Consider the following 17018-nt stretch of genomic DNA (forward strand, 5'->3'; position numbering starts at 1 on the left):
ATGTTCTCCGGTACCGGGAGGTTGCGTCCATGCATATAGCATCAACGCGCATCTTCGCATTTCACATGATCGCTAGCGATCGGCGTCCATCCGCGCATGACTACGATTTCTTCCCGTGAAACACCTCGTTCACGGTCTTGATCGCGCCGGTGTCCGACGCGGCATAGCCGGGCAGCTTGACCAGCACGTCATGAAACTCTGCGCTGCGCAGCAATGCGAGGATATGCTGCATCGGGGCCTGATCGAGCAGCGTCTCGCGGCACACGAAATAGTAGTCCTCGGTCAGCAGCCGCACGAAATCCAGCCCGAATTGCCGCGCCGCAGCCTCGACGCCAAAGGCGACGTCGGCCATGTCGCTGGCGACATAAGCGGCGACTGCCGCATGAGTGAACTCCACCTGCTGATAACCATTGATCTGCTCGGGATCGATCTTGTGTTGACGAAGCAGCTGATCGAACAGCAACCCCGTGCCGGAATCCTGATCGCGATTGACGAAGCGGATCGCGGGATTGATCAGCGCTTCCATCGATGTGATGCGCAGCGGATTGCCGGGCTTCACCATGAGGCCCATTTCGCGGGTCGCGAAACCGACGACGCGATGGACGCGGTTGTCGACCCACTCCTTGCAGGCATTGACGCTGCGCTTGCGCAGTTCGCCGCGCGGCAGATGCACGCCAGCGAGATCGCAGGTGTTATGCGCCAGCGACACCAGCGAGGTCTGGTTGCTGACATAGCGCAGATCGATGCCCGTGCCCGCCGTGGTGTTCAGCATCTCGCGCAGTTTCGACACGGCAAAACCGTGACTGGCATGAACGCGGATGACCGCAGGATGGTTGGGCAGCAGCTCCTTGAGTTCGGTCGCCAGTTCCTGCGCCAGATTGTCGAGCTGCGGTCCGAGCCGCGCTTCCAGCCGTTCGCCGGCCCAGACCAGTTTCTCGCCAAATGCCGTCAGCTTGGTGCCCTTGCCCTTGCTGCGCTCGACCACCGGCACGCCGAAGAAGGCCGACCAGTCATTCACCAGGCTCCACGCATGGCGGTAGGACAGCTGGTTGCGGCTGGCCGCGAGCGTCAGCTTGCCGGTCTCGTTGATGTCCTTGAGAAAGCCGAGCATCACCGATGTCGGCTGGCGCGAACCCGGCTTGCGGAATCGCCAGATGGTTTCGATATCGATGCGCATCGTGCTTCCTATCGCCCTGCCACCTATGTTCGCGATTGCATATGTGCCGCCGCGCCGTGACTCACGTTCTCATATTTACTGTCGATGCTCCTCCTGATCCGATCGTCGAAACATCGGGAGGTATACACTATGCCAGAGATCTCACATGCTGATCTTGCCATTTCTGCATCGTCGAAACTGACGCGCAAACGTCTCCTCATCGACGGCCAGCAGGTCGAGCCGTTGTCCGGCCGATATTTCGATGTCCTCAATCCCGCGACGGGCGAGATCATCGCCGTCGTCGCCGAAGCCGATGCCAGCGACATCGACCGTGCGGTCCGCGCGGCGCGCAAGGCGCTTGAGGGTCCGTGGGGCCGCATGCGCGCGGCCGATCGCGGTCTCGTGCTGCAGCGTTTCGCACAACTGCTGGAAGATCACGCGCAGGAACTGATCGCGCTGGAAAGTCTCGATACCGGCAAGCCGCTCGCCGCCGTGCAGCGCCAGGACCTGCCTGCCGCCATCGATACGCTGCGTTACTATGCGGGCTGGGCCGACAAGATCAACGGACAGGTGATCCCGGCGCGCCATGACGCGCTGACCTATACGGTGCGCGAGCCGATCGGCGTCGTCGGCGCCATCGTGCCATGGAATTTCCCGCTGATGATCGGGATGTGGAAGATCGCACCGGCGCTGGCCTGTGGCTGCACCGTCGTGCTGAAGCCGGCCGAGATCACGCCGCTTTCGGCACTGCGGATTGGCGAACTGGCACTGGACGCCGGCCTGCCGCCGGGCACGCTGAATATCGTGCCGGGATTTGGCAAGACCGCCGGCCGTGCCATGGTCGATCACCCTGACATTGACAAGATCACCTTCACGGGATCGCCGACCGTCGGCCGCGAAATCCTCGCCGGCGCCGCCGGCAATCTGAAACGCGTCACGCTCGAACTCGGGGGCAAATCGGCCAATGTGATCTTCGACGACGCGGACCTGGATTCCGCCACCAAGGCCGCCGCTTCCGGCATCTTCTTCAATTCCGGCCAGGTCTGCTCGGCCGGTTCGCGCATTCTCGCGCATGCGTCGGTCTATGACGAGGTCGTGGAGCGCATGACGACCCGCGCCAAGGCCATCCGCGTCGGCGATCCCGCGCTGTCCGGTACGACAATGGGACCTATCGTCTCCGAACTGCAGATGAAGCGGGTGCTGGAATATGTCGATATCGGCACCAAGGAAGGCGCGACTGTGACGACCGGCGGCACCCGGATCGGCGACCGCGGCTATTTCGTCGCGCCTACGGTGTTCGCCAATGTCGAACACGAAATGCGTGTCTCGCAGGAGGAGATCTTCGGCCCGGTCGTCAGCATCATCAGGTTCTTCGACGAGGCCGATGCCATCAGCAAGGCCAATGGCACGAAATACAGCCTTGCGGCCGGCGTCTGGAGCTCGGACATCGGCCGCGTGCAGCGCTTCGCCAAACAGGTGAAAGCCGGCACCGTATGGATCAACACCTATGGCTATACGGATGTCCGGCTCCCCTGGGGCGGCTCGCGCGATTCCGGCTTCGGCCGCGAACATGGCGATGCGGCGCTGGAGAACTTTACCGAGCCCAAGGCCGTCTGGATGAATCTCAACGTCTGAGGCAACCAGCGGCGTGGTGCGTCGCGCAATTGGTTGTTGATCGTTATATTCTTATGGATATAACGATTGCCGGTCAATTGCGCGTGAGCTTTCCTTCATGAACCGTCACCGGCGTTCTGCCGTCGCCCTGCGTCATGTCGCTTTCGAGGACCTGGGCCTGCTGTCGTCGGTACTGGATCGTGAGGGATGGGACGTCTCGTTCTGCGATGCCGCCATTGATGACGTCTCCCACCGCTCCATCGAAGATGCCGACCTCCTGATTGTGCTGGGCGGCCCCATCGGCGTCTATGAGGCCGACGCCTACCCGTTCCTGACACGTGAGATCGCGCTGCTGGAACGCCGTCTCGCGCAGGGACGCCCGACGCTCGGCATCTGCCTTGGCGCACAATTGATGGCCCGCGCACTCGGCGCCCGCGTTTATGCCGGCGGCATCAAGGAGATCGGCTGGGGCCAGGTGTCCCCGACCAAGCAGGGCACGGCCTCATGCCTCGCGCCGCTGGCAGAGGATGGCGCCAGCGTTCTGCATTGGCATGGCGACACGTTCGATCTGCCGGAGGGTGCCATCCGTCTGGCCTCGAACGATGCCTATGACAATCAGGCCTTTGCCTATGGTCGCCATGCATTGGCGCTGCAGTTCCATCTCGAAGCCGATCCACGGCAGCTCGAGGAATGGTATGTCGGTCACGCGGTCGAATTGGCCGCCGCCGGCATTTCCATCGCGCAACTGCGTTCAAGCACCGCTGCCGTCGCCAACCGACTGCCAGCCCAGGCCGATCGCATTTTTACGCGCTGGATCCACGAGATCGGTTGAACGATTCCAAGCATCAATTCACGATCGTGAATTGGTCGCGAAGACCTCCCATGCAAGTCGTTTCGGGTTCCCCGCCTTTACCCGTTTCGCGAAAACGATATATTCCGCGCACTACAACGGCACTTCAAACAAACGTCCGGGAGGATCACATTATGGGCTTGATGCAGCCAATCTCTGCCACCGCGCACCCCTACGCGAACGGCTCCTACAAGCAGATGCTGATCGACGGCAAATGGCAGGACGCCCAATCCGGCAAGAAGTTCGAAACGCATAATCCAGCCACCGGCGAACTGCTTGCCACCGTCGCCGAAGGCGATGCTGGGGATATCGACCTTGCGGTCGCCGCCGCCCGCCGCGCCTTCGAAGGCCCATGGAGCAAGGCCAAGCCCTACGAGCGCCAGGCGCTGCTGCTGAAATTCGCCGAGCTTGTCGAGAAGCATTTCGATGAACTCGCGATGCTCGATACACTCGATATGGGCGCGCCTGTCATGCGCACTTTCGCTGGCAAGCAGCGCATCCTCGGCATGCTGCGCTTCTATGCCGGCCAGGCCACGCTGATCTACGGCGAGACCATCGAAAACTCACTGCCGGGCGAAATCTTCTCCTACACGCTGAAGGAGCCCGTCGGGGTCGTCGGCGCGATCATTCCGTGGAACTCGCCGCTGTCAGCCAGTATCTGGAAGATCGGCCCTGCCATCGCCACCGGCTGCACCATCGTGCTGAAGCCAGCTGAAGAAGCCCCACTGACCTCGCTACGCCTCGGTGAGCTGGCATTGGAAGCCGGCTTCCCGGCTGGCGTCATCAACGTCGTGCCGGGCTATGGCGAAACCGCCGGCGCCGCGCTGGCCTCGCATATGGACGTCAACAAGGTCGCTTTCACCGGTTCCCACTTCACCGGCCAGTCGATCATCCGCGCCTCGGCCGGCAACCTCAAGCGCGTGTCGCTCGAGCTCGGCGGCAAGTCGCCGAACATCGTGTTCTCCGACGCCGACCTCGATGCCGCCGTTCCAGGCGCCGCCATGGCGGTGTTCGCCAATTCCGGCCAGATCTGCAGCGCCGGCACCCGCCTGTTCGTCGAAAAGAGGATCTATGACGAATTCGTCGGCCGCGTCGCCGAATTCGCCAAGAATCTAAAGGTCGGCAACGGTGCCAATCCCGACACCCAGCTCGGGCCATTGGTCTCCAAGGAACAGCTCGATCGCGTCACCGGCTATCTCACCACCGGAAGCGGCGAAGGCGCCAAGGCGCTGTCCGGCGGTGGCCGCCTGATGGACGGCGAACTGTCGAAGGGCTTCTTCGTGCAGCCGACCGTGTTCGCCAACGTCCAGGACAGCATGAAGATCGCGCAGGAAGAGATATTCGGACCGGTGATCTCCGCGATCTCGTTCACCGACATGGACGAGCTAGTGCAGCGCGCCAACAACACGACCTTCGGTCTCGGCAGTGGCGTCTGGACCAAGGATGTCAGCAAGGCGCATCGCCTCGCGAAGTCCCTGCAGGCCGGCTCGGTCTGGATCAATTGCTATCAGGCGATGGATCCTGCCGTGCCGTTCGGCGGCTACAAGATGAGCGGCTATGGCCGCGAGTCCGGCGTCCATCACATCGACGAATATCTCAACATCAAGGCGGTCTGGATCAACACCTGATCGCCGCTGTCCTCGAAAGAGAGAAGGCGCCGAGCAACGAGCCCGGCGCCTTCTTTTTGCGCCGTCATTGCAAGGAGCCCTTGCGACGAACATTGGCGATTAGGCAGCCGGCGCAGCACCGTATCGATCGCGCAGCTTGCGCTTGAAGATCTTGCCGGTCGACTCGCGCGGCAGCGCCGTGTGGAAGTGGATTTCCTTCGGCACCTTGAAGTTGGCAAGCCGCTGCTTGAGATAGGCTTGGATCTCGGACGAGGAGAGCTGCGTATCATCTTCGAGTTCGACGCAGCCCACCAGCCGTTCGCCGAACTCGTCATCAGGCACACCGAACACCGCGCAGTCGCGCACGCCGTCCATGCCGATCAGCGTGTTCTCGATCTCGGCTGGATATATATTCACACCGCCGGAGATGACCATGTCGCGCTTGCGATCGCACATGAAGAGATAGCCGTCCTCGTCGAGATAGCCGACGTCACCGACGCTGATCAGACCGTCGCGACCCGCTTCGGCACGTGCGTCCGGGCGGCCCTGATAGTTGAAATCCGGCACCGAGGTCTGCCGCATAAAGATTTCACCGGGCACATTGACCGGACATTCCTTGCCGTCCGCATCGAAGATCTTGACCACGCCCCCCTCGATGGTGCGACCGACGGTGCCCGGCTTCCTCAGCGCCTCCTCCGATGAATGCCAGATCGGCACCCCGGTTTCGGTGGAGCCGAGATATTCGTTGATCACCGGTCCCCACCACGTAATCATCGCCTGCTTCACATGGATCGGGCACGGCGCTGCGCCATGAATGATGAAGCGCAGCGACGACAGGTCGTAGCGCGACTTCACCTCGTCCGACAGACGCAGCAGCCGCACGAACATAGTCGGCACCATATGCATGTTGGTGATGCGATGCTTCTCGGTGAGCTGCAGCAGATCTTCGGGATCGAAACGCGGTTCGAGCACGATCGTGCTGCCATGACGGAATGCCATCAGCCCGTAGGAGCTTGGCGCCGAGTGATACATCGGCCCGTTCATCAGGATGATCTGATCCTCGTTCGGCTTCAGCCCATAGGCGATGCCGCCGACGCGCTCGGATGCCGCAGCCTGTTCCGGCGTCATGGCCGCGCGGGTCACGCCCTTGGGACGGCCCGTGGTGCCCGACGTGTAGAACATGGTCAGCGCGCGCTTCGGCGCGTTCTCCACCGGCGCATGCAACTCGCGCCAGACATCGAAGTCCGTGGCGCCTGCAGGCACCTCGGTCGCAGCTTCGGCAACACCATAGGCGACTGCGATCTCCGGCGGCGTGCGGACGATCAGGATCGGAAATCCCGCGGGCAAATTATCTTTGATCTGCGGCAAAAGATCGGCGTGGCAGACCAGCAGTTTCGCACCGCTGTCGGCGAGGATGTAGCTGACCTCCTCACCTTTCAGATGCCAATTGATCGGGACCACACGCGCGCCGAGCGCACCTGCGCCGAACGCAGTCTCGAACAGCGCGAAATCGTTGCGCAGCATCATGCCGACCGGCGCATCGGCGCCTGCGCCGAGGCTCTTGAACCCGGTCGCCACCTTGGCGATGCGCTGCATGATGTCCGGATAGCTGATCGCCCGGTCGCCGCTGATAATCATTGTCCGCCCTTATACTGTTCTTGAATCGATCGAAGCCATCGCTGGCTTCGATCCTTGTTCTGTCGATGTGATGGTACAGATGCTCACTGGTCGTCGAGCAATTCGCCAAAGCCTTCCCAGTTCTTGCCGTTGAAACGGCGCAGCCGCAGTTGCTGGAACGAAAGATAGTCATCCTTGTCGGTATTGACCGTGACGCCCGACAGCAACAGCGGCAGCTTGACGTTCTTCATCGACGTCGCCTGACGCAGGATATTCTCCCGGCTGACGTCATCGCCGCACGCTTTCAGGATATGCGTGATGAGATGCGCATTCAGGAAGCCGGTCGCATAATTGGTGTTGCGCGGATCGGCTGACGGCAGGCTCTCTTTCATGAAAGCGAAATAGGCCTTCACGTCCTCGTCGTTGGCCCATGACGCGTCGTTGATGTCTTTCTGATAACTCGACGTGATCAGGCCAGTGGCGTTGTCCAGACCTGCCGGCTCCAGAAAGGTGATCGACGAAGCGGACGTGGGGACGAACATCAGGTCCGGCTTCCAGCCGATTTCCGCAACGCCCTTGATCATCTGCGACGAGAATTTGCCGACCACCGCGCCAAACAGCACATTCGCGCCGGACGATTTGAGCGCCGCAAGCTGCGACGAGATCGTCGGCGCACTGGTCTCATAGGTCGCCTCGGATACGATCATACTGGCGGCCTTGTCGCCCAGCGCCCGTTTAAAGCCAGCCACATAGTCTTTGCCGAGATCGTCGTTCTGCGCGAGAATGGCGATCTTGGCATCCGGCTTGATCTTCAACACGTGCTTGGCGTAGACAACGCCTTCCGATTCATAGGCGGCCATGCCCGGCATGGTCCACGGAAAACCTTTCGGATCCGCCCATTTGGTCGCGCCTGATAGCACGAACAGCTGCGGGATTTTCTTGCTGTTCAAATAGCGATGCACCGCGTTGTTGGTCGCGGTGCCGAGCGTCCCGAACATCATCAGAACCTCATCTTGCTCCACCAGTTTGCGGGTCTGCTCCACGGTCTTCGGCGGCGAATAGGCGTCATCGAGACTGATGAACTTGATCTTGCGCCCGTTGATGCCGCCTTCGGCGTTGAGCTTGGCAAAATAGGCTTCCTGCGCGCGGCCGATCACACCGAAGCCCGAGAGCGGACCGCTATAGGGAAGCGTCTGCCCGATCTTGATCTCTTCCTTGTTGTTGGCCGCAGCTTGCGTCGGCGCATTCACGCAGACGGCAAAAGCGAACAGCCCAAGCGTCCTCAGCATGACTGATGTCATGATTGTCTTCTCCCCATTATATTTTTATCGGGCCGCGCTTATGCGCGTGCCCGTCTCGCAAAGTCCGAGGTCGCTTCCGCATATTCGCGCTTCAGGCGATCCACGAGTTCTGCCACCGGGGGAGCATCAACGATCTGGCCGATACCCTGGCCGCAACCCCAGATGTCCTTCCAGGCCTTGACCTTCATGTTACCGCCGGAGCCGAAGTTCATCTTGGTCTTGTCAGCCACCGGAAGATTGTCGGGATCGAGGCCGGCGGCTGCGATGGACGGGCCGAGATAGTTGCCGTGAATACCGGTGAACAGGTTGGTGTAGACCGTGTCATGCGCGGCGAATTCGGTCAGCGCCTTCTTGTAGGCCGGGTCGGCATTAGCTTCTTCGGTCGCAATGAAGCGCGTGCCCATATAAGCGAGGTCTGCGCCGAGCGCGAGCGCCGACGCAATCCCGTAACCGTCGGAGATTGCACCAGATACCAGCACAGTCCCCTTGAACCACTGCTTCACTTCGCGCACCAGCGCAAAGGGCGACAGCGTGCCGGCATGGCCACCCGCACCGGCGCAGACCAGGATCAGTCCATCGACGCCCTGCTCGGCTGCCTTGCGCGCATGCTTGACGTTGATAACGTCATGAAACACGACGCCGCCATAGGAATGCGCGGCCTCGACGATCTCCGAGGGCGGGCGCAACGAGGTGATGATGATCGGAACCTTGTGCTTCACACAGGTTTCCATGTCCTTCATCAACCGGTCGTTGGACGCGTGGCAGATCTGGTTCACCGCATAGGGCGCGACCTTCTTGCCGGGATTCTTCGCTTTGTATTCGCCGAGCTCATCCTCGATGCGCGTCAGCCACTGATCGAGCACTTCCACCGGCCGCGCATTCAGCGCTGGAAACGAACCGACGATACCGGCCTTGCATTGCGCAATGACGAGTTCAGGACCGGAGACGATGAACAGCGGGGAACCGAGCACAGGCAGCTCGAGGGTGCCATCGAGAGCTTTGGGGAGCGACATAAGCGTTTCCTTATATTTTTTATAACCGAACTATAGGGGTTGACCGCCCGCGCGTATTGTTCGAATTTGAACAATAGGCCTTCCGGATTTGATCATATGGACTGGGATCTCTGTCGCACCTTCAATGCCGTGGTCGACGCCGGAAGCTATCTCGGCGCGTCCAAGCAGTTGCGCACCAGCCACCCGACCGTCAGCCGCGAGGTCGCGGCGCTGGAGAAGCAACTTGGCACCAAGCTGTTCGTGCGCTCCGACGAAGGGCTGGTGCTGACTGCCCGCGGCCGGCGGTTTCACGAGAACACCAAGGCGATGGCCGAGGCCGCGCTGAAAGCAGAAGCTGCCGCCGGCGCGTCGGGCCAGAGCGCACGTGGCGTGGTCAAGGTGTCGATCGGACCGACGCTGGCGAATTTCTGGTTGATGCCGCATATCGGTGCTTTCATCCGCCAGCATCCGCATGTCGAGATCCAGCTGGTGACGCATCCCTTCCCGGTCAGCGTGCGCAAGCGCGAAGCCGACATCGTGCTGCGGCTGTATCAGACTGGTGAAGAAAATCTCACCGGACGGAAAATCGCCAAGCTCGGCGTCGGCTTCTACGCCTCACGCGACTATGCCACGCGATGCCCGCTGCCGGAGCAGCGCGCAGCGTGGAAAGACCATACGGTCATCGGCTTCGCCGACAAATCGTCGAATTCCGAACTCGGACGCTGGAGCGACCACATCACCAAGGATGCGACCGTCGCCATCCGCTGCTCGTCGCAGGCCGACATGCTCGCAGCGGTCCGCGCAGGGATCGGCATCTGCGTGCTGTCATGCATCGTCGGCGACGCCCATCCGGATCTGGTGCGCGTGGCACCACAGAAGCTGGCCAGCCTCTCAGACATCTGGCTGCTGGCCCATCCGGACCTCGTCGATCAGCCGTCGGTGCGCGCCGTGCTGGAATTCATCACGGCCTGCGCGCGCGACGACCGCGCGCTGTTACGCGGCCGATGATGTAGCGCCCTTGCCGGGAAATGGCGCCGCACGGCTGACATAGCGTCCCTCGCCTTTTCCGCCGACTAGCTTGCCGCCACGCGTCACGAATTTCCCGCGCAGCATCGTTGCCACCGGCCAGCCCGTGATCTCCAGACCTTCATAAGGCGTGTAATCGGCGCCGTGATGCAGGTTCGCCTGGGTGAGCGTTGCTTGGCGCTTCGGATCCCACAGCGCGATATCGGCATCGTAGCCGATGGCGATGGAGCCCTTGCCGGTGAGGCCATAGGTCTTCGCATGATTGGTCGATGTCAGCGCCACGAACTGGTTGAGCGTGATGCGGCCCTTGCTGACGCCTTCCGAGAACAGGATCGGAAGGCGCGTCTCGACACCGGGAATGCCATTCGGAATCCAGCGGAAGCTGGTACGCGCGTTGGGTGGCTGCTTGCCCTGCACGTCGTCATAGCGGAACGGGCAATGGTCGGAGGAGAACAGGGAGAAGACACCCTGCTGCAAACCTTCCCAGCATGCCTGCTGGCTAGCGAGATCGCGCGGTGGCGGCGAGCAGACATATTTCGCCCCCTCCATACCCAGATCCTTCAGATCCTCTTCGGTCAGCACGAGATATTGCGGGCAGGTCTCGCCATGGATCGTCAACCCGCGCATCTGAGCGCGGCGGATCTCTTCCATGGACTCCCGATTGGAGACATGAACCACCACCATCGACACATCGACCAGTTCCGCCAGCGAGATAGCCCGGTGCGTGGCCTCGCGCTCAACGACGATGGGCCGCGACTTGGCGTGAAAATACGGGCCGACATTGCCGTCGCGTTCGAGCTTGTCGACCAGAAAGCGGATGGCGTCGTAATTCTCCGCATGAACCTGAACCAGTGCACCGGATTCACGCGCCACGGCCAGTACCTGCAGGATCTGCAGATCGCTCAGCGCGAGGTCTTCATAGGTCATGAAGACCTTGAGCGAGGTGTAGCCATCGGCGATCAAGGCTGGCAGCTCCTGCCCGAGTACCGCTTCACTGGGATCGGCGATGATCAGGTGGAAGGAATGATCGATATGGCAATTCTGATCGGCAAGCGTGTGATAATTCTTCAACGCCTCGCGGATCGGTTGGCCCTTCGCCTGCAGACAGTAAGGCATCACGAAAGTGTTGCCGCCGAAGGCTGCGGCGCGCGTGGCGCTTTCGAAATCGTCGGCCATCACGATGCCGGGGCCGGATGGTTGCGCAATATGAACGTGGCTGTCGATACCGCCGGGCAGCACCAGCAGACCGGTTGCATCGACCGTCTCGTTCGCGTCGGTCAGCGCTTCGCCGATGGCAACGATGCGGCCGTTCCTGATACCGACATCGGCTTTGTAGGTTTCGCTCGCGGTTGCAATGGTGCCATGACGAATGACGGTATCGAAAGCGGTCATGAGCAAAACCTCATCAATTCAGCAACGCAGGTTGCATACAGACAAATACTAGACTTGCTGAAACAGCGATCCCCATTGGGTGACGCGTTTGGTATCGACGCCAGCCATCTTCAGGCATTTCCAGACCACCGTGGCAATGGTGTCATAGACCGGAATGCCCGTCTCCCTTTCCAGTTTCGCCGCGGATGGTGCAACTCTCAAATTGGTGCAGATGATCGTGATAGCGTCTGGCTTTTCCTTGGCCACGTCCCGCGTCATATCCTCAAGTTGCACAACGGGCACTTCGGAGAACGAGAAATTATCCTGCAGGCCGAGATGGCGTTCACCCTGGCACGCAAAGCCCAGCTTTTCATAATTCTCCAGAATCCTGGCCTGAACGTCGTCCAGATATGGCGTCACGTACCCCAGACGCTTCACCTTTTGATGTTCAAGAATCTCATTGAGAGCCAACATCGACGTCGTCGCAGGAATCCCGGTTGCTGCGGTGATCTGCTCACACAGGCGGACATCCGCCTCAAAGCCGAGCCAGCCAGAGGATGTTCCATTCCAGCCGATGACATCGACCTTCGCATGAGCCAGCAATTCTGCGGCCCGCAGGATTTCCGAATTGTCGAATTGGGCGAGCGCCTTGTTCGACAGCGCGATCTCCGTGACCTTGAAACGCGAGAAATGCGCCGAGACTTCGGGCAATTCGCCAAGCATAGCAGTCGTGATCGGCTCCAGCGCCGTGTTCGACGAAGGCGTCAGCATTCCGAGAAGCACACGTTTGGTCATGAATGATCCAGAGTTTCGAGGGATGGTTTCGTCCGTTCAGATCGAAGCAGATCGAGAACGTGACGTTTGATTTCGTTGAACTGCGGGCTAGTGATGTCGCGTGGCCGCGGCAGGTCCAACGGGATGATTTCGCGGATACGCCCCGGACGGGCGCTCATCACGGCAACATGCGTGCCCAGCGTCAGTGCTTCGTCGATGCCATGCGTGACGAAAACGATCGTGCCCTGGTGTTCCTGCCAGATCCGGACGAGTTCATTCTGCATATCCATCCGGGTCTGCTCATCGAGCGCGCCGAACGGCTCATCCATCAGGATGACCTGCGGATTCATCAGCAATGCACGGGCGATGCCGACACGCTGATTCATGCCGCCTGACAGTTCGGACGGATAATGATTTTCAAATCCCGTGAGCCCGACCATGTCGATATAGCGCTGTGCTGTTTCGCGGCGCACGGCCTTCTGGCCACCGCGCAGCAGCAGGTGGAAGCCGACATTCTCCCAGACCGGGAGCCACGGCATCAGGTTGGCCTGCTGAAACACCACGCCGCGCTCCGAACCGGGCGCCGTGATCAATTGACCATCGACGGTGACGGTGCCGGATGACGGCTTCTCGAAGCCTGCGATCATATTGAGAAGCGTGGACTTGCCGCATCCGCTGGGGCCGAGCAGACAGAGAAACTGGTTCTTCTCCACCTTGATATTGATGTCGTCGAGAGCCGTGACATCGGCCTTGCGTTTCGCGTCCTTGAAGATTTTGGAGACACCGGAGATTTCGATCGTCGCCATGACCTAGCTCTCCCCGCTCTGGATCGTCGTGTTGCGCTGCCAGTGCAGCACGCGCGCCATCACGAGACGGATGCCGAAGTCGCTGAGAAAACCGAGCAGACCAATGCTGGCCATCGCAGCCAGCACAAGGTCGTAGCGCAGGAAATAATAGGAATCCCACAGCACATAGCCGAGACCGCTTTTCACAGCGACCATCTCCGCCGTCACCGTCAGCATCCAGGCCGAGCCGATGCCGATCCGCAGACCGGCAAAGATGCTGGGCAGTGCGGCCGGCAGCACGATGAAGCGCAGCAGTTGGCGATTGCCGCCGCCGACCATCGCGCCGGCGCGGATCAGATTGCGATCGCAGGTCTTCACGCCGTGAATCGTATTGAGCAGGATCGGAAAAAACGCACCGAGAAACACCAGGAAAATCGCCGGCTTGTTGGCGATGCCGAACCAGATGATGGCGAGCGGAATCCACGACACCGGCGGGATCGGCCGGAGCGTCTGCAGCGTCGGCTCGATGATCACCTCGACAGTGCGGGACCACCCGATGGCGACCCCGACCGACACGGCTAGCGCCGTGGCGATGGCAAAGCCCGCGAGAACGCGCGACAGACTGGCGAGCATGTCGAACAGCCAGTGGCCGCTATAGGTCTGGGTATTGCCGTCGGTGCCCAACACCCAATCCGCCCAGGCCCAGGCCACGGTGGAAGGCGCCGGCAACAGCGCCGCCGGCAGTGCGCCGGACCGGGAAAACGCTTCCCAGCCCGTCAGAATCAGGACCGGTACGACATACCGATCCATCCGTCTCAACATCGTGACGATTTGGCGCATGACTGGACTCAGTAGCCGAGTTCGGATTTCGGCTTGCCGGTGGCAGCCTCGAGGAAGCGGTAGTCCATGTTTTTCTCAACCGCCGCGGAGACATCGGAATTAATGTATTTCAGGTCGCGCATCATTGCCGCGATGGCGAGCGCCGATGCGCGGTACATCTTCGGATCCGGATCGAGGTTTTCGACAGCGCCTGTGGCGATCGCCTTGTCGAGGCCGGTGATCTTGGAAATCACGTCGATCAGGGCACCCTTGTCCGCCGCGACGAATTCATCGACTTTCACAACCGCACGCACGGTCTCTTCGAGCTGCTTCGGTTTGTCCTTGACGACATCCGACCGTGTCAGAATCAGGTTGGTGAGCTTTCCCGCAGCCTGATCGTAGGGAAGGCCAAACATCTTGGCGGCCTTGGCCTGAAGGATCTGCGTGGCGAACGGCTCCACGGTGCAGATCAGCTCGATTTCACCGCGACGCAGCGCCTGAAGGTGATCGGAGGGATTGGGAATGTTGACGAACTGCACATCCTTGTTGATGTCGATGCCCTGCTTGGCAAAGGCGCCGCGCATATGAATGTCCTGCGCGTTGCCGCGGGACGCCGCGACGCGGAATGGCTTTCCCGCTGCCTTGTAGTCGGCGATGACTTTCTTGAGCGAAGCCCAGTCATTCGGAACGATCGACAGGTCATTACCGACCAACATTGCCGAACCGCCATTGACCTGCCCGGAAATGGCGACCACGTCGAAACCCTTGTCGAGCGCGATCGCATAATGAAGATAGGTCACCTGGGCGACGTCGATATTCTTCGAGACAAGCGCAGTCAGCGCATCCGTGCCTGTGTTAAATCCAACCGCATCGATCTGAACGCCCTTGGCGTATTGCGGGGTGAGTGACATCGGTGTGCAATGCGCACATTTCGCATAGCCGAGCTTGATCACCGACTCGGACTGGGCCATCGCAGCCGGGGCAATCGATGCCAAACAAAGCGCGATCAGAATGCCGAGCAGATTTTTCTTCATCGTCGCAATCTCCGGAGCGGGTGGCGGTGAATTCACGATACGTCCACCACTCAGCAAGCCTCATGCCAATCCGGATACGATATACAATTATAAAATTATGTAGTAATATCAATAACTATGAATTATTATCATCTTGACTTCGATGCTGCATTTTTGGGCGAAGAATGTCGTTTGGAGGCAACCTCGCCACCCGAGAGACTGAACCATGAGTGAGATTGCCCCACGCGCGAAGCTTCGGACGCGCTTCAAGCCGACACGGCTGAAGCTCTCCTCGGATCATTCAAAACGGCCGCTGGACCGTATGTCGCTGCACGATCAACTCGTCGCGAAGGTGCGCGAAATGATTGTCGATGGCGAACTCCAGGCCGGAGCCCCTTTGCCAGAAAAGATGTTGTGCGAAACGTTCGGCGTATCGCGCACACCGTTGCGCGAAGCATTCAAGATACTAGCCTTCGAAGGGCTGATCGAACTGCGCCCTCACCGCACCCCTGTCGTCACCCCGGTCGACAGGGAAGAAATCGCAAACAGCTTTGCGATCATGGTCGCACTGGACGGCGTTGCCGGCGCCGAGGCCGCAATGCGCGCGACGGATCAAGATATTGCCCGGCTCAGTGCGATGCACGACCAGCTTATTACCCTTCATCGCGAAGCATCGCGCCCGGCCTATTTCAGGCTGAACCAGGACATCCATATCGAGATTACCAGGCTCGCCAAGAATCCCGTGCTCCTCAATATCTGGACGACGTTGAACGCGAATATCTATCGGGCACGGGCCACCGCCAATTATGACGCGGCACGGTGGACGGAATCCGTAAGGGAACACGAGGCTTTCATGGCTCTGCTTCGCGTGCGCGATGCGCAAGGATTTGCAGCCTCCCTCAGTGCGCATACGCGCAAGACGGGCGATGCCGTTCTTGCGACATTGAAGATTGCGACCGACGCGAAGACCTAGCAGGCCTCTATCACGACGAATAAAGCCTGGGCCCGTATCGCTGCACACCGCATAATCGCCAAGCGCCTGCAAAACGTGCTTTGGGCATGGAGCGCGATGGTCCAAACAGGGGCGAAGGACCGCCCCGCGGTTCATAGGCTGATCGATGAAGATTCTCGTTTTTGGCGGCACCGGCTTTGTCGGATTGAATATCGCACAAGCCCTGTTGAAGCGCGGCCATGTGGTGACCCTGTTCGACCGCGCAGGCCTGCCACCGGCGGCGCAGCTTGCCTTCGCTGATCATGGCGACAGGCTTTCAGTGATCGACGGCGATGTGCTTGACCGAGCACTGATCGACGGTGTCATCGCGGCCGGCTTCGATGCCATCATTCTCGGCGCTGCGATCACGGCAAGCACAGAGCGCGATGCCGCCGATCCGGAAAGCATCCTGCAAGTCAACCTGATGGCGCAAACGCCGATTCTCGCAGTAGCGCGCCGCCATGGCGTCAAACGCGTGATCAATCTGTCGTCCGCCGGCGCCTACGGCGCCTCGGCGTTCAAATATCCCCTGCTCGATGAAGAGCTGCCCTGCGATCCCGTCTCGCTCTACGCGATCACCAAATTTGCATCGGAAAAAGTCGCCGCGCGCCTCGCCGCGCTCTGGCAGACCGATTTCATCAGCGTGCGGCTCAGCGCCGTGTTTGGACCATGGGAGCGCGCAACAGGCGTACGGGATACGCTCAGCCCGCTGATGCAGATTTTCGCGGCGCACGCGAAGCAGAGCGCCGCCATTCTGGTCCGTTCCGGCGTGCGGGACTGGATCTATGCGCCCGATGTCGCCGATGCCATGACTTTGCTGATTGAGGCGCCGAAGACGCAGCATCGCCTCTACAACATCTCAACCGCCACGCCGTGGTCAGCGCTGGAATGGGGCCAACAATTGACGGAATCCAATCCGGGCTTTGTTTGCCGCCTGGCCAGCACCGGCGAAACCCCAACCATCGATCTGCATAGTGACAGCGACAGGGCACCGCTATCGGTCGCGCGATTGGAGCAGGAATTCGGATGGCGCGCCAAATTCGGCTGCGCCGACTCAGCCGCGGATCTGATCGACTGGTCGGCACGGCACAGCATAGGATGA

15 protein-coding genes are annotated in these 17018 nt (G+C 60.5%); 6 read left to right on the forward strand and 9 right to left on the reverse strand.

Annotated features, from left to right (window positions below; all coding sequences use genetic code 11):
- Positions 1–100: 100 nt before the first annotated feature.
- Positions 101–1177: a substrate-binding domain-containing protein gene (locus AB8A23_RS27215; protein WP_439057557.1), complete on the reverse strand. Its 1077-nt coding sequence runs from the start codon at positions 1175–1177 to the stop codon at positions 101–103.
- A gap of 129 nt (positions 1178–1306) precedes the next feature.
- Between AB8A23_RS27215 and AB8A23_RS27220 the strand changes: the two genes are divergently transcribed.
- From AB8A23_RS27220 to AB8A23_RS27230, 3 genes are all read left to right on the forward strand, one after another.
- Positions 1307–2791, forward strand: a complete 1485-nt coding sequence (locus tag AB8A23_RS27220; RefSeq protein ID WP_439057556.1) for an aldehyde dehydrogenase family protein — start codon at positions 1307–1309, stop codon at positions 2789–2791.
- A gap of 97 nt (positions 2792–2888) precedes the next feature.
- A complete protein-coding gene (locus AB8A23_RS27225) occupies positions 2889–3602 on the forward strand; it encodes a glutamine amidotransferase (protein WP_439057555.1) in 714 nt (237 codons plus the stop codon).
- A 161-nt stretch (positions 3603–3763) separates the two neighbouring features.
- Positions 3764–5248, forward strand: coding sequence for an aldehyde dehydrogenase family protein (locus AB8A23_RS27230; protein ID WP_439057554.1), 1485 nt, complete (start codon positions 3764–3766; stop codon positions 5246–5248).
- Between the two features lie 99 nt (positions 5249–5347).
- On the opposite strand, the gene AB8A23_RS27235 is transcribed toward AB8A23_RS27230, so the two are convergent.
- The 3 genes from AB8A23_RS27235 to AB8A23_RS27245 all read right to left on the reverse strand — a co-directional run bounded on the left by AB8A23_RS27235 (position 5348) and on the right by AB8A23_RS27245 (position 9158).
- Positions 5348–6865, reverse strand: coding sequence for an acyl-CoA synthetase (locus AB8A23_RS27235; RefSeq protein ID WP_439057553.1), 1518 nt, complete (start codon positions 6863–6865; stop codon positions 5348–5350).
- An 83-nt stretch (positions 6866–6948) separates the two neighbouring features.
- Complete coding sequence (locus AB8A23_RS27240) at positions 6949–8133, reverse strand: ABC transporter substrate-binding protein (protein WP_439060442.1); 1185 nt, start codon at positions 8131–8133, stop codon at positions 6949–6951.
- A gap of 50 nt (positions 8134–8183) precedes the next feature.
- Positions 8184–9158: an NAD(P)H-dependent flavin oxidoreductase gene (locus AB8A23_RS27245; protein ID WP_115033477.1), complete on the reverse strand. Its 975-nt coding sequence runs from the start codon at positions 9156–9158 to the stop codon at positions 8184–8186.
- A gap of 96 nt (positions 9159–9254) precedes the next feature.
- On the opposite strand from AB8A23_RS27245, the gene AB8A23_RS27250 reads away from it, so the two are divergent.
- A complete protein-coding gene (locus AB8A23_RS27250; RefSeq protein WP_439057552.1) occupies positions 9255–10145 on the forward strand; it encodes a LysR family transcriptional regulator in 891 nt (296 codons plus the stop codon).
- Here AB8A23_RS27250 and hydA read toward each other — a convergent pair.
- From hydA to AB8A23_RS27275, 5 genes are read right to left on the reverse strand one after another with little or no spacing between them, the layout of a single operon-like run.
- Positions 10131–11555, reverse strand: a complete 1425-nt coding sequence (gene hydA / locus AB8A23_RS27255; RefSeq protein ID WP_439057551.1) for a dihydropyrimidinase — start codon at positions 11553–11555, stop codon at positions 10131–10133. The genes AB8A23_RS27250 and hydA overlap by 15 nt on opposite strands.
- A gap of 48 nt (positions 11556–11603) precedes the next feature.
- The gene (locus AB8A23_RS27260; RefSeq protein ID WP_175368172.1) at positions 11604–12329 is read right to left on the reverse strand and encodes a maleate cis-trans isomerase family protein; all 726 of its coding nucleotides are present in this window, start codon (positions 12327–12329) and stop codon (positions 11604–11606) included.
- The gene (locus tag AB8A23_RS27265; protein ID WP_175368171.1) at positions 12326–13114 is read right to left on the reverse strand and encodes an ABC transporter ATP-binding protein; all 789 of its coding nucleotides are present in this window, start codon (positions 13112–13114) and stop codon (positions 12326–12328) included. The genes AB8A23_RS27260 and AB8A23_RS27265 overlap by 4 nt, the downstream gene beginning before the upstream one ends.
- A gap of 3 nt (positions 13115–13117) precedes the next feature.
- On the reverse strand, positions 13118–13933 hold the full coding sequence (locus AB8A23_RS27270) for an ABC transporter permease (protein WP_439057550.1): 816 nt from the start codon (positions 13931–13933) through the stop codon (positions 13118–13120).
- 8 nt (positions 13934–13941) lie between these two features.
- Positions 13942–14946 carry an ABC transporter substrate-binding protein gene (locus tag AB8A23_RS27275; protein ID WP_439057549.1) on the reverse strand — a complete coding sequence of 335 codons (1005 nt, stop codon included), beginning with the start codon at positions 14944–14946 and terminating at the stop codon, positions 13942–13944.
- Positions 14947–15151: 205 nt separating this feature from the next.
- Between AB8A23_RS27275 and AB8A23_RS27280 the strand changes: the two genes are divergently transcribed.
- Positions 15152–15898, forward strand: a complete 747-nt coding sequence (locus AB8A23_RS27280; protein WP_439057548.1) for a GntR family transcriptional regulator — start codon at positions 15152–15154, stop codon at positions 15896–15898.
- A gap of 145 nt (positions 15899–16043) precedes the next feature.
- Positions 16044–17018, forward strand: a complete 975-nt coding sequence (locus AB8A23_RS27285; RefSeq protein WP_439057547.1) for an NAD-dependent epimerase/dehydratase family protein — start codon at positions 16044–16046, stop codon at positions 17016–17018.

Origin of the sequence: Tardiphaga sp. 619_E2_N8_4, assembly GCF_051810905.1 — a bacterium.
Taxonomy (GTDB): domain Bacteria; phylum Pseudomonadota; class Alphaproteobacteria; order Rhizobiales; family Xanthobacteraceae; genus Tardiphaga; species Tardiphaga robiniae.

What these genes read in the sequence shown, in the direction of transcription:
- AB8A23_RS27270 (WP_439057550.1), bottom strand. Translation starts at nt 13,933, where the DNA reads ATGCGCCAAATCGTCACGATGTTGAGACGGATGGATCGGTATGTCGTA.
- AB8A23_RS27250 (WP_439057552.1), top strand. Translation starts at nt 9,255, where the DNA reads ATGGACTGGGATCTCTGTCGCACCTTCAATGCCGTGGTCGACGCCGGA.
- AB8A23_RS27225 (WP_439057555.1), top strand. Translation starts at nt 2,889, where the DNA reads ATGAACCGTCACCGGCGTTCTGCCGTCGCCCTGCGTCATGTCGCTTTC.
- AB8A23_RS27280 (WP_439057548.1), top strand. Translation starts at nt 15,152, where the DNA reads ATGAGTGAGATTGCCCCACGCGCGAAGCTTCGGACGCGCTTCAAGCCG.
- AB8A23_RS27275 (WP_439057549.1), bottom strand. Translation starts at nt 14,946, where the DNA reads ATGAAGAAAAATCTGCTCGGCATTCTGATCGCGCTTTGTTTGGCATCG.
- AB8A23_RS27265 (WP_175368171.1), bottom strand. Translation starts at nt 13,114, where the DNA reads ATGGCGACGATCGAAATCTCCGGTGTCTCCAAAATCTTCAAGGACGCG.
- AB8A23_RS27260 (WP_175368172.1), bottom strand. Translation starts at nt 12,329, where the DNA reads ATGACCAAACGTGTGCTTCTCGGAATGCTGACGCCTTCGTCGAACACG.
- AB8A23_RS27235 (WP_439057553.1), bottom strand. Translation starts at nt 6,865, where the DNA reads ATGATTATCAGCGGCGACCGGGCGATCAGCTATCCGGACATCATGCAG.
- AB8A23_RS27240 (WP_439060442.1), bottom strand. Translation starts at nt 8,133, where the DNA reads ATGCTGAGGACGCTTGGGCTGTTCGCTTTTGCCGTCTGCGTGAATGCG.
- AB8A23_RS27215 (WP_439057557.1), bottom strand. Translation starts at nt 1,177, where the DNA reads ATGCGCATCGATATCGAAACCATCTGGCGATTCCGCAAGCCGGGTTCG.
- AB8A23_RS27230 (WP_439057554.1), top strand. Translation starts at nt 3,764, where the DNA reads ATGCAGCCAATCTCTGCCACCGCGCACCCCTACGCGAACGGCTCCTAC.
- AB8A23_RS27220 (WP_439057556.1), top strand. Translation starts at nt 1,307, where the DNA reads ATGCCAGAGATCTCACATGCTGATCTTGCCATTTCTGCATCGTCGAAA.
- hydA (WP_439057551.1), bottom strand. Translation starts at nt 11,555, where the DNA reads ATGACCGCTTTCGATACCGTCATTCGTCATGGCACCATTGCAACCGCG.
- AB8A23_RS27245 (WP_115033477.1), bottom strand. Translation starts at nt 9,158, where the DNA reads ATGTCGCTCCCCAAAGCTCTCGATGGCACCCTCGAGCTGCCTGTGCTC.
- AB8A23_RS27285 (WP_439057547.1), top strand. Translation starts at nt 16,044, where the DNA reads ATGAAGATTCTCGTTTTTGGCGGCACCGGCTTTGTCGGATTGAATATC.